This is a genomic window from Patescibacteria group bacterium (assembly GCA_018897295.1).
Classification (GTDB): Bacteria; Patescibacteriota; Minisyncoccia; order RBG-13-40-8-A; family RBG-13-40-8-A; genus JAHILA01.
The window spans coordinates 1-11,324 of sequence record JAHILA010000010.1; the positions used below are offsets into that span (position 1 = coordinate 1).

Annotated in this window: 13 protein-coding genes and 1 tRNA gene; all 14 read right to left on the reverse strand. The window is 36.4% G+C overall.

What is annotated here, in order from left to right:
* Window positions 1-194: 194 nt before the first annotated feature.
* A complete protein-coding gene (locus KKI21_01570) occupies window positions 195-890 on the reverse strand; it encodes a nucleotidyl transferase AbiEii/AbiGii toxin family protein (GenBank protein ID MBU4284893.1) in 696 nt (231 codons plus the stop codon).
* Entirely contained in the window at window positions 868-1,449 is a 582-nt protein-coding gene (locus tag KKI21_01575) for a hypothetical protein (protein MBU4284894.1), read from the reverse strand. The genes KKI21_01570 and KKI21_01575 overlap by 23 nt, the downstream gene beginning before the upstream one ends.
* Before the next feature lie 149 nt (window positions 1,450-1,598).
* The gene (locus KKI21_01580; GenBank protein MBU4284895.1) at window positions 1,599-2,294 is read right to left on the reverse strand and encodes a hypothetical protein; all 696 of its coding nucleotides are present in this window, start codon (window positions 2,292-2,294) and stop codon (window positions 1,599-1,601) included.
* A gap of 183 nt (window positions 2,295-2,477) precedes the next feature.
* Complete coding sequence (locus KKI21_01585; protein MBU4284896.1) at window positions 2,478-2,756, reverse strand: hypothetical protein; 279 nt, start codon at window positions 2,754-2,756, stop codon at window positions 2,478-2,480.
* 43 nt (window positions 2,757-2,799) lie between these two features.
* Window positions 2,800-2,872, reverse strand: a tRNA-Glu gene (locus KKI21_01590).
* Window positions 2,873-2,875: 3 nt separating this feature from the next.
* Window positions 2,876-3,106 carry a type II toxin-antitoxin system HicA family toxin gene (locus KKI21_01595; protein ID MBU4284897.1) on the reverse strand — a complete coding sequence of 77 codons (231 nt, stop codon included), beginning with the start codon at window positions 3,104-3,106 and terminating at the stop codon, window positions 2,876-2,878.
* A gap of 3 nt (window positions 3,107-3,109) precedes the next feature.
* The gene (locus KKI21_01600; GenBank protein ID MBU4284898.1) at window positions 3,110-3,397 is read right to left on the reverse strand and encodes a hypothetical protein; all 288 of its coding nucleotides are present in this window, start codon (window positions 3,395-3,397) and stop codon (window positions 3,110-3,112) included.
* 54 nt (window positions 3,398-3,451) lie between these two features.
* On the reverse strand, window positions 3,452-4,708 hold the full coding sequence (locus tag KKI21_01605) for a hypothetical protein (GenBank protein ID MBU4284899.1): 1,257 nt from the start codon (window positions 4,706-4,708) through the stop codon (window positions 3,452-3,454).
* A gap of 1 nt (window position 4,709) precedes the next feature.
* Window positions 4,710-6,389 carry a penicillin-binding protein 2 gene (locus tag KKI21_01610; protein ID MBU4284900.1) on the reverse strand — a complete coding sequence of 560 codons (1,680 nt, stop codon included), beginning with the start codon at window positions 6,387-6,389 and terminating at the stop codon, window positions 4,710-4,712.
* 7 nt (window positions 6,390-6,396) lie between these two features.
* The gene (locus tag KKI21_01615) at window positions 6,397-6,756 is read right to left on the reverse strand and encodes a hypothetical protein (protein MBU4284901.1); all 360 of its coding nucleotides are present in this window, start codon (window positions 6,754-6,756) and stop codon (window positions 6,397-6,399) included.
* A complete protein-coding gene (gene rsmH, locus KKI21_01620; GenBank protein ID MBU4284902.1) occupies window positions 6,753-7,625 on the reverse strand; it encodes a 16S rRNA (cytosine(1402)-N(4))-methyltransferase RsmH in 873 nt (290 codons plus the stop codon). The genes KKI21_01615 and rsmH overlap by 4 nt, the downstream gene beginning before the upstream one ends.
* A 6-nt stretch (window positions 7,626-7,631) precedes the next feature.
* Window positions 7,632-8,063, reverse strand: coding sequence for a division/cell wall cluster transcriptional repressor MraZ (mraZ, locus tag KKI21_01625; protein ID MBU4284903.1), 432 nt, complete (start codon window positions 8,061-8,063; stop codon window positions 7,632-7,634).
* Window positions 8,064-8,279: 216 nt separating this feature from the next.
* Entirely contained in the window at window positions 8,280-10,817 is a 2,538-nt protein-coding gene (locus KKI21_01630; protein ID MBU4284904.1) for an ATP-dependent Clp protease ATP-binding subunit, read from the reverse strand.
* On the reverse strand, window positions 10,805-11,179 hold the full coding sequence (locus KKI21_01635; protein ID MBU4284905.1) for a hypothetical protein: 375 nt from the start codon (window positions 11,177-11,179) through the stop codon (window positions 10,805-10,807). The genes KKI21_01630 and KKI21_01635 overlap by 13 nt, the downstream gene beginning before the upstream one ends.
* Between the last annotated feature and the right edge of the window lie 145 nt (window positions 11,180-11,324).

Consider the following 11,324-nt stretch of genomic DNA (forward strand, 5'->3'; position numbering starts at 1 on the left):
CGATATCTTAAAGCATAATTGTATAAATCTACAAATCCTTTGATACCCGTATACTTACAATGAATATGATTAAAAAACTCCATGAAATCCTAAATCTACTTAGGCCTCATAGAGTGCAATATGTTAATGACCTTATGCATAGATAGAATAAAAATAAAGTGGGTTCGCAGCTGCGAACCCGCTCGGAATTAGTTCTATTCTTCTAACCGCATTCTTAATAAAAACAAAACATCTTTTTTAAGATTAGTTTTTGCCCAAATTTTTTGTTTTTTATCCAGTAATTCCCCCATACCAGCAAGAATATTTTTGTTATCAAGTTTTTCTAATGCCTTAATACTGTTGCTTAAAAATTCTTTATAAGATATTTTTGTGCGATTTTCCACAATTTGTTTATTTATTGGCCAATCATTTTGTAAAAAATACCAAACATCAAAAACATCACGGCTTGTTTTTTCAATTCGTTCATACATCGCCACCATTTTATGTGCGAACATATCTTCTTTAGTCATCACCAACATTGAGATACCGTAATAATTTGTCACTTCATATTTTGAATCAAAATTTCGGCGATTTACCTCAATCTTAATATTTTGTTCACCCTGCGTCTTTTCAGTATAAGAAAGTAAATAAAAAAGATTAAATCTTTTTTTCCGGGCCTCTTTTATTGTGCCGTAATTTTCTAATATTTTTTTAATTTGTTTAAAAACATAATCTTCTTTTGTTTCGTCCAACAAATCAAAATCTAAATCAACCGAGAAACGATCTAAACCATAAAACAACAAGGCGGCTGTCCCACCCTTAAAACCTAAAACGGGCCCAAGAGTATTGTCCGTATAAATATCTTTCAAAATTTTAATCATTATATTTTTATGTTTTGTAATGTCCGTCATAATGCTCTTTAACTTTTTTCTCCAATCGTTTATTACCTCCGTATATCAAAAGAATTTTATAAACTTTATCCCAATTTAAAGATAAAAGATTGTCAAAATAGTAATCTTTATGTAAATAAAGAATATCTAAAAACGCTCTTTCGGGCGAAGCAATATAATAATTTTCATTTATTTCTATTCCAGTTTTATTGGTAAGTATTGAGTCCTTTATTTTTTTAAAAATATAGGTTTGACCATCAACGACAATTTCTCTTGAAAGATAAGAAGTAATAAATATCTGTCCATAAAATTGGAATATAAATCCCGCCTTAGCCAGCACGGTCTCAAAACTTATATACGAAGGAGTAAATATTTTTGTTGCCAATTCAAATTTATTATAATTTTTATCTTTAACATAAAGGCCCCTTCTAATAGAATAGATTTTTCCCGCTTTAATATAGCGATGTATTTTTTTCTTTAAGGCAATAGGGTTAGATTCTTTCCAAATTAAAGCAATGTCTTTAGATGTGAAGACCGTATTTTTTGATTTCATTATTTCTAAAATGTTGTCTTTTTTCATGAATTTTGTAATCTATAACCCAGAAGTACCCAAATATGTCTACTTCCAGTTTAAATTATAATAATCCGTGTGTCAAGGGTTTACATAATTTTAAATAAAAAAAAGCGGGTTCGCTGTTGCGAACCCGCATTGAAAGAACAAATATCAAATCACCAATTGCCGAGGCCGGCTCGTGCCGGGGATTTATAGAGAAGACCGTGAAATCCTCCACAGAGGTCGTTGTAAACCTCCTGGATAATGGCAAATTCTCCCCAGATGACCGGTCCGATTTCTTTGCCATCAATGGTGTACCAGATTCCGTTGACATTGGTCGCATCAGCAGGAACTGCCACAATTTTACAGAAATAATTCCAGTAGCACTCCTTGCCCTCAAGGTCGTATGTGCCAAATTGGTGGTTGGTTTCCCAGGCGCCGGAACCGATATAGGACGGAAATCCGTAATGCCGGTCTAAAAGGCCGTCGTTATCGCAATCCTTGTTGGAAAGCCAGGCATCGTTCCATTTCATCGTCAAAATGTCGTCGCGGTAAGGCCAACACCACACAGAAGTAACACCGGGATTCTCGGCAAGATACGCATCGGCATCGCCCTCGTAAGGCGGAAAACCGTATCCTCCGAGATAGACGTTGACATAATAGCCGTTGAACAAATGGGATTGATAGTTGTAGCCAAAGATATCAAAGCCCGTTTGCAGTGGCTGGCCGGCCAGATAGTGTGTGGTCTTATAAACCAGGACGTTGTCTTGAATGGAAACGCAGTTGTCCTTTGCTGCGATGCCTGTTGCGCTGGTCATCACCAGGGCAAAAACACAAATTAGAACCGTCAGAAAAATCTTCCTTTTTTTCATGAGACCTCCTTGTCAGATTTTAGATTTAAATAAACCCCAAGCCAAGGTTTATTTATTTTTTAAAGATGTTTACCTCCTTTTTATAGATTTGGCTTGATATTTACAGTATAAACAAAACAAAAAGAAAGGTCAAGAAGAATAAAAATAAAGTGGGAACGCTTGTTCCCACTTCTTGCTGACCAATCACCAATCCCTGGGATTTTTCTTGTCCATGGGCGGCAGTATAGTATAGTAAAAATGAATTAGAACTGCCTCCATTTTTGCTTGCTGCGCTGTTTTTGACAAAGATACTCCCTTTTCGCATACCACAACCTGCCCGCCAATTTTGAATTCAGTTTTTACCCCATCAGGCGTAAATTTAAGGAATAATTCCCCTTCCAGAATGCTGGCAAATGAATTGAATTCCCTTACCTTTCCCTCTTTTGAAATTACAATTCCTTTTTCCAATACTTGTGAACCCATGGTCATCATTATATACCTCCTTGTTTAATGTTCAATTTGAGAATAGCCCCAACGGGATTCGAACCCATATTACTGCCTTGAGAAGGCAGTGTCCTAAACCGTTAGACGATGGGGCCGACTTAAACTCTTGTTAGTATTTCGATATATTCTTCAGGGCCGATATTAAGAATTCTTAAATTATTTCTAATAATAAAAACCGGTAATTCTGTATCACGAGGAATAACTACCGGCCTTTTTAAATCTTTGCGCCAATAAATTCTGTGATCACCTTTTTCTCTGACGAAATAGCAACCAACAAATAAGATGAACTTTTCGAATTTTTTCCAATGAATCGGAACCAGGTGTGCCATAAATTATATAGCTGGCACTCGTATAGTCTGAGATTCTTGAGAAATTACTATCGGCGGATTCCATGTTGTAGGAGTCTTCTTCCACCCTAAATTACCCAACGCCTCTTCGGCAGTGCCATTTTTAATTAATTCTTCAAAGAATATACTTACAATTTCTTCAAATCTTTTTCGGGCATCAGAATGATTTTTGCCAGAGGTCGATAAATCGAGAGCTGGACTATAAGCCACAACTCTATTACCTTCTTTAATAAAAGAAATGGTCAATTTAAATTCTAAAGGAATCTTTCGCATATATTATTATAATAATGAATCAAAAAACAAAAATCAAGTCCTTTTTAGATTATATCAAATTTTCACTATTTCTTCAATCACCTTCTCCATTTCCATTGACCGCGAGCCCTTTATTAAAATTATATCATTTTCTTTCAATTCTTTTTGCACTGCCATTTTTGCTTGTTCAGAATTCGGAAACTGGAAAATTTTATTGCTGTCAAAACCAGCGTTTATTGCGCCCTCAACAACAAAACCAGCACGGTTGCCAACAGCAAAAATCAAATCAGCAACTTCTGCTGCTTTTTTACCGACTCTTGTATGCGCTTCGGGCGAATATCTGCCAATTTCCAACATATCGCCAAGAACTACTATCTTTCGTCTACCTGCCTCGCCAATAGGCGGGTTCTGAAAAATTCTCAAAGAATCCAATCCAGCTTCCATTGAAAGCAAGGCTGCATTATAAGAATCATCAACAATCAAAGTATTTTTAATGCCTCTCAATAATCGCATTCTTCCTGGTATTGGTTCAATCTGTTTCAATGCTTCGGAAATTTCAATCAGGTTCACATTGAAAATAATTCCCACTGCTGCAGCTGCCAAGGCCGAGTATAAATGCTGATAGCCCAAAACATTTATCAATTTTGCCGGAACACTACTTCCTTTAAAATCCAATTTAAAATTTAACTCGCTGATATTTTTGCCCTGATTAATAATCTTTAATTCGTAGTTTGTCGCTTTAACATCAGCTTTTTCATCCAAACCATAGGTCATTGTTTTAATATTTATATTTCCTAGCATCTTTCTTACTCTTTCATCATCATAATTTAAAACCGCAATCCCCTCTTTATCCAACATTTTCAACAGAGTTCTTTTCTCTTCAGCAACTTTTTCCGGACTTTCAAAAAATTCAACATGCACAGGAATTTCACCAACTGCAGTTATTACACCGACTTTATGATGTACAAAATCCAATAAATATTTTATATCCCCTGGTTTATCAGCTCCCATTTCTAAGATCAAAAAATCAGGATAATCAACTCTGAAAATAATCATCCAGAACATCTTTATAAATTTCGGGATCCAGAGAAAAATTGACCTGCCGGCAGTTTCCAGATTAAAAATCGTCAGAGGCACGCCAAACTCGTTATTATAATTCCTGTAATTGCGCCTTACTCTTTTTTCTCCAAAATGGCTTTTTAAAACAGAATAAATTGCCTCCTTTGTTGAGGTCTTTCCAACACTGCCAGTAATAGCAATAACCACTGGCTTATATTTATTAAGCGCAATTTTAGCCAATATTTTTAATATTTTCTGTAAAATTTTTCTCATATTATTCACTCGGCGGAATTCCGTAATAATTCAAAATATATTTTGTTATTTCGCCGAACAACGGGGCTGCTGTACTCTCGGCAAAGCGCGCGCCAATCGGCTTGTCTAGTTTAACTATCATTGAAAATCTAGCTTCAAAAGCCGGAAAAAATCCAGCCACAGTATGAATTGTTTCCTCGGAATATCCTCCTTTTTCAGGAATCTGTGCTGTTCCGGTCTTGGCAGCAATTGAATATCCATCAACCCCGGCTCTCTGTGTATGGCCGTTTTCCACCACACTTACCAATATTGCAGTCAAACGCGAAGTTGCTTCTGATGAAATTACTCTTCTTACTTCCTGCGGTTTAATTGTTTCCTCTTTATCCTTTTTAATAATTTTATCAACCACATAGGGCTTCATCAATACTCCATCGTTGGCAATCGCGCCAAAAGCAACAACAAGCTGAAGCGGAGTAATGGCAATCCCCTGACCAAAAGAAGCAGTAGCAAATTCCAAATCCCTGTTTGTTTTCAGATTTGAAATATTTCCATTGACTTCCCCGTTTAAATCTATACCTGTTTTGTCCGCAAAACCGAATTTCTCGACATATTCCTTAAAAGCCGCTTTGCCCAATTTCTGCTGGACAAAAACTGCACCGGTATTTAGGGATTTTTCCAAAACCTGAGTCATGGTCTGGATCCCCTCCCCTTTTTGTAAGGCATTTTCTATCACATGCCCGCTGATTTCTATTTTTCCTTTATCGTCATAAGTAGTTTGAGGATTAACAACTCCCTTGTCAAGCGCACCCGCCATGGTAATCGCCTTAAAAACAGACCCCGGCTCGTATAAATCATGAATAGCTGAATTGGCAAAAACGCTTATGTTTTTCACGCTACCGTATTCATTCGGATTGAATTTCGGCCAGTTAGCCATTGCCTTAATTGCTCCGGTTTTAACATCCATTACGATTATTGTACCGCCGGTTGAGTGGAATTTATCAATATATTCCTTTAATTTCTGTTCCGCAAAGAATTGGATATTAGGGTCAACGGTCAAAACCAAATCAGCGCCGTCTTCTGCTTTTTGGATTATTTCTTTATTGATAGTAATTAACTGACCCTTGCTGTCTTTGCCGAATCTTGCCAGTCCTGTTTTTCCGGATAGATATTTTTCATAAGCTTCCTCAACCCCGTATTGACCTTTGTCCTCCTCACCTTCATTCTGACGCACAAAGCCAAGCAGATGGCAAGCTAATTCATTTGAAGGAAAATATCTTTTCGGTTCGGTTTCAAGATATATCCCCTCTAAATTTAAATCTTCTATCTTTTGGATTGTATCTTCATCAAGTTTGCTCTTTAATGGTTCATATGGATCGTTATCCTTGTATATTCTTTCTTTTATTTTTTCTGCATCAATTCCTAAAAGAGGAGATAACAATTCTGCAGTCTCCTCTTTCTCTAAAATATCTTTAGGCACAGCGTATACTTTATAAAAATCTTTGTTTATCGCAACTAAATATTCATCCTGTAGAAGAATTTCTCCACGCTTGGGATAAACTGTCTGGAATGTTTGTTGCTGTCCAATTGCTTTGGCTTCGTAAGAACTGTGTTTTAAAATTTGAAGCGTGAATAAGCGAAAAATCACAACTGAGAAACAAAAAAAAATTACAAAAACCAATATATAAAAACGCCAATTTTTCATACTTGTTTTACTTCATTGCGCTGGCTTTAGGCAAGGATACATATTCAATCTTCTGTGCCTTGACCATCTCTAAACCTTCGCTCATCGCCTCTAAAACATTAATTGATTTTAAATTAGAAACTTCAACTTGAAGACTTTTGTTTGTTGTATCCAATTCATTTGTCTGTTTTTGTAAACTTCTTATTTTGTATCCCTTTACAGCAATATTATTCGTTGCAAAAACATATAAGAAACTAGCAAGAAAAACAGTAAAAATCAAAACACCAGCCGTGCATTTTCTGGTTTTTCTGGTTTGAAAAGATTCTGTTTTGTAAACAGAGTATCTGGAACGGACAATATTTGAATGGACTAAATTTGCTACAGTCATATACTCATCGCTGCTCGCAGTTTTGCGCTGCGGCTACGAGGATTAACTTCGTTTTCTGCCTTTCCAGCAGTAATTGGCTTTTTAGTTAAAATCCGCAATCTACCTTGCTTTTCTTTTTCTTTAAAGAACCTTTTGACAACTCCGTCTTCTAATGAGTGAAAAGAAATCACTACGATTCTACCCTCCTTGCTTAAAATTTGAAGCGCTTGTTCTAATCCTTTTTTCAGATTTTCCAATTCATCATTAACCACAATTCTCAATGCCTGAAAGATTCTTGCTGCTACACGGGTAATGTTACCTCTTCTTGTTTTGGAATACGGAATACTTTTTTTAATTATCTCAAATAGTTGTAATGTTGTTTTAATTGGACTCAACCCTCTTTGTCGGACAATCTTCTGTACAATCTTTCTGGCAAATCGTTCTTCTCCATATTTTTTAAAAATCTCCAATAAACTTTCTTCTGGCCATGTATTGATTATTTCCTGAGCAGTGACTACTTGGCCACCGTTTAAAATCATTGTCAGGGGTTCGTCCTTTTTAAATGTAAATCCTTTCCCGCTTTCCTCTATCTGCCAGCTTGACAGACCAAGGTCAAATAAGATTCCATCTATTTTATTAAAATTATTTTCTTCGGCAATTCTTTTTAAATCTTTGAAATTCCCTCTTGTCAGCACAAGTCCTTCTACGGCTTTGATTCTTTTCAGTGATTCGTAATCAATATCTATTCCTAAAACTTTTCCGTCGGGCTTTGTTTTTTCTAAGATTGCCGAACTATGTCCAGCTTCTCCAACTGTGCAATCTATAAAATTCTGTCCTGGCTGGGGGTTTAAGTATTCAATTGATTCCTTTAAAAGGACTGGCTTGTGCATATGACGTTAAACGCCCAGTTCGCCCAATCGTTCGGCAATGTTATCAACTTCCTTTTCACTCTGGCTCTTAAACAGGTTCCATCTGGCTTGATCCCAAATTTCCAAACGATTATAAATTCCGGCGATTACCACGTTCTTTTTTAATTGGGCGTATTTTTTTAAATAATCAGGGACAAGAACTCTACCCAAAGTATCTAAATCAACTTCGCTTGCTCCTGCAAGCATCAACCTACTAAAACCTCTGGGGTCTTTTTGACTAATCGGCAAATTACTTAATTTATCTGCTAGTTTCTGCCATTCTTTTGACGGAAAAACAAAAAGACAGTTATCCAGTCCTCTGGTAATAACTGCTTTAGTACCAAGCTCCTTCCTTAGCTTAGAAGGTATGGCTAATCTTTTTTTATCATCTATTGTGTGTACGTATTCGCCAATTAACATAATTTATTTACCCCGTATCAATGCGGGGCTTATCCCCTATTAGTTTTAGTTATTAACACTTTTATCCACAATCTAACACTCTATTTAAATCTTATTCCACTTAATTACCCTTGTCAACCCCTCGATTACCACTCGGGGTAAACCCCCTAGAAACTAAAAATTAGCTTCAAAAAGCTAATTTAAAAACTATTTAGGAAAAAATTGTCCACAGTTTGTTCACATTGGCTCTTTTATTTCATTTGCATTTATTTCCACAAAGTCCCCACGCTTCAAATTCTGTTCAAGAATTATTTTCGCCACCCTGCTTTCAACTTCATCCTGAATTACTCTTCTCATTGGTCTAGCTCCGAATTCAGGTTTATATCCCAATTTCACAATTTTTTCTACTAAATCCGAATTCACTATTAAACGCACTCCCGTTCCTTCCATTAATCGCTTAGACAAATCGTTCATCATTAAAACTGCAATCTTAATTAAATCATCGTGTGATAATGGCTTGAATACCACTACTGCATCAAAACGATTTAAAAATTCTGCTCTGAAAATTTTCTCCTTCATTAGATAATCAACTAAATCTTCTTTAAAAGACGCTAAGTTCCTTCCTTGCTTTACGCACTGCCTAATTAATTCTGAGCCAGCATTAGAAGTGCCGATAATAATTGATTCAGCAAAATTCACTCTCTTGCCAAAAGCATTAGTCAGCCAGCCCTCGTCCAAAACCTGAAGAAAAAGATTCAAAATATTGGGGTGGGCTTTTTCAATTTCATCCAAAAGAATTAAGGAAAACGGGTCATCATTCACCGCATTAGTCAAAAGTCCTGGCTCGCTTTTTCCTTCAGACCCGATTAATCTATTAATAGTAGAAATTTCCTGATATTCAGACATATCAAATCTAATCATTTTACTGTCTGAACCAAAATACGCTTCAGCCAGAGCTTTTGAAGTTTCGGTCTTGCCGACTCCGGTCGGTCCAAGAAATAAGAAACTGCCAATCGGCCTTTTCTTTGATTTCATTCCCACTCTTGCCCTTCTCATTGCCTGGGAAATAACTTTCACTGCTTCTTCCTGGTCAACAATTCTTTCATGAATTCTTTCTTCAAGATGCAGAAGTTTTTTCTTTTCATCCTCATGGATTGCGCCTATTGGTATTTCGACACGCTCTGAAATAATTTTATTTACATACTCCGGCAAAACTGCCTTTTCTCTTTTTTGTTTCGTATAAACCAAAACCTCAGTTAAAATATCTACAGCTTTGGCAGGAAACGGCTTATCTGCCATATAACGGTCTGTCAGTTTGATAATGTCCCGCAAAATCCGATAACTTACAAAAATATTGTATTTTCTTTCCAGTCCAGGCAGCATATCCTCAAGAATAAAAATTGTCTGTTTTGAAGTCGGTTGGCTCATCTCTACCTTAACGAACAAATTTTTGACCGAGGTATTGTTTTCAATGTATTTATGCCAGCCATCAATAGTTGTTAATCCGATAATCTGAAAATTCGGCGAATTCAGATACGGCAACAGGACTGAAGTAATATCAACAGCGCCCGGACCTTTTTCAGAGCCCAAATAATTATGAATCTCGTCAATAATCAAAATAATGTTGCCGGCGCTTATTGCTTCGGTAAATATTATTCTTAATCTTTCCAGAATATCGCCGGAACTGTTTAGCCCTGCCAATACTGCCTGCATATCCAGTTCTAATACTCGCTTATCATTTAAATTCTGAAAACTTCTTCCTTCAACAACTTTCTTGGCAAAACCGTAAGCAATAGTTGAACGGCCTGAACACGGCTCGCCAATAAGCAAAACATTGTTTTCTCCGCTTCGGGAGAGAATTCTTTCAATGGCATAAATTTCTTTTTTATGACCGATTAGATTAATTGATAAATCTTCTTTTTTGATAATTTCAGTGACCTCAACGCTATAATGATCCAGGTTGACGGTATAGCCGGCTGCCCAGCGCTTGCCCACCCCCCTTCTGCGCAATAAATTCTCCAAGAGCCAAAATTGTTTTCTTTTTAATATTTCGTGTTCAGTATAATCTTCCCAGATTGCCATGTGGTCAACATCCTCAAAAGTCATTTCTGAAGCAGATAAAATATTTCTGAAATTATCGTTTCCTTCGGCAGCAGCAACCAAGAAATCCCTTGCTTCAATAGTTCTATGGAAGCTGGAAATAGCCAAGACAGCAGCATTTTTCAAAATTGACATGAATTTTTGCTCATCATCGCCTGGCTCAATTGTTTGTTTAATTTCTATTTTTAATTTTTCCCTGAATAAATCCCGATCCAGACCAAGATTATTAAAAATATATTTACCTTTGGCGTCTTCCCAAAAATAATACACAACCGCAAAAGTATTTAATCCCCTCTTTTTCTTCTGACAAAATTTCAACGCTCTGACAATTGCCCTGGCTACGCGGAAATCCAAATATTGCGCCAGATTAACATCTTTTACTTTTTCCGCTGAAAGCCGGTCGGCCAAGGACGATTTTATTAAAAAATTCTGGCGCAAGGCATCAACAAACGCCAAGTAAATCGAAGAAATGACAAAAAAACAGATAAGAATTATAAATATGGCAAAACTTTGCTGCGAAGACAATTCTAAAAATCCTGACTTTAAAAATCCCGCAAGGAAAATCAAAGCGAGAAGAATAAAAATAATATTCAGGATTTTTATAATTTTCAACGGGAAAACTCTTTCCAGCTGGATCGCCCGATACATTAAATTTCCTTTTTCTAAATCAAACATATTGCAAAAATTAAAAGCCCCAGTAGAATTAGGGGCAAAACTAGCCAGAACGCGAAAAATATTGCTCCAGCAACAGCTACTAAAATTAAAAATACAATACCAACTAAAATTGTAACCAATCTCACCAGAAATCCCAATCCGCGGGAAATTAGGTTAAAGGCCAGATAATCAAGAAATTTTTTAATATCCAATCCCCTCGGCTTACGGGTAATATCTCTTTTCCATGGCGCGAATAATGTTTTTAAAAGCAAAGGAATAGAAAAATAATTCAGAGCAAAAATAATAAAATTCCTCCAAGCATTTAAAACATTTTTCATTGCCTCGCCATAATACCATTTCCAAAAAACCAAAATTATTGCCATACCCCGTAGTAGATTTTTGACTAATTAAAATTATTATGATGCCCCGCCCTGTAGTAGAATTTCAACTGAGCGAAGCTCTTTTTCCCGCAATGTTGAAATTTCACTACGGGGCCCCGCATCAGTCAAAAATTCACTACGGGGCATA

Bases quoted from the DNA above. Each gene is read 5' to 3' on its own strand.
- KKI21_01570 (MBU4284893.1), bottom strand. From the start codon at position 890: ATGACGGACATTACAAAACATAAAAATATAATGATTAAAATTTTGAAA.
- KKI21_01575 (MBU4284894.1), bottom strand. From the start codon at position 1,449: ATGAAAAAAGACAACATTTTAGAAATAATGAAATCAAAAAATACGGTC.
- KKI21_01580 (MBU4284895.1), bottom strand. From the start codon at position 2,294: ATGAAAAAAAGGAAGATTTTTCTGACGGTTCTAATTTGTGTTTTTGCC.
- KKI21_01585 (MBU4284896.1), bottom strand. From the start codon at position 2,756: ATGGGTTCACAAGTATTGGAAAAAGGAATTGTAATTTCAAAAGAGGGA.
- KKI21_01595 (MBU4284897.1), bottom strand. From the start codon at position 3,106: ATGGCACACCTGGTTCCGATTCATTGGAAAAAATTCGAAAAGTTCATC.
- KKI21_01600 (MBU4284898.1), bottom strand. From the start codon at position 3,397: ATGCGAAAGATTCCTTTAGAATTTAAATTGACCATTTCTTTTATTAAA.
- KKI21_01605 (MBU4284899.1), bottom strand. From the start codon at position 4,708: ATGAGAAAAATTTTACAGAAAATATTAAAAATATTGGCTAAAATTGCG.
- KKI21_01610 (MBU4284900.1), bottom strand. From the start codon at position 6,389: ATGAAAAATTGGCGTTTTTATATATTGGTTTTTGTAATTTTTTTTTGT.
- KKI21_01615 (MBU4284901.1), bottom strand. From the start codon at position 6,756: ATGACTGTAGCAAATTTAGTCCATTCAAATATTGTCCGTTCCAGATAC.
- rsmH (MBU4284902.1), bottom strand. From the start codon at position 7,625: ATGCACAAGCCAGTCCTTTTAAAGGAATCAATTGAATACTTAAACCCC.
- mraZ (MBU4284903.1), bottom strand. From the start codon at position 8,063: ATGTTAATTGGCGAATACGTACACACAATAGATGATAAAAAAAGATTA.
- KKI21_01630 (MBU4284904.1), bottom strand. From the start codon at position 10,817: ATGTTTGATTTAGAAAAAGGAAATTTAATGTATCGGGCGATCCAGCTG.
- KKI21_01635 (MBU4284905.1), bottom strand. From the start codon at position 11,179: ATGGCAATAATTTTGGTTTTTTGGAAATGGTATTATGGCGAGGCAATG.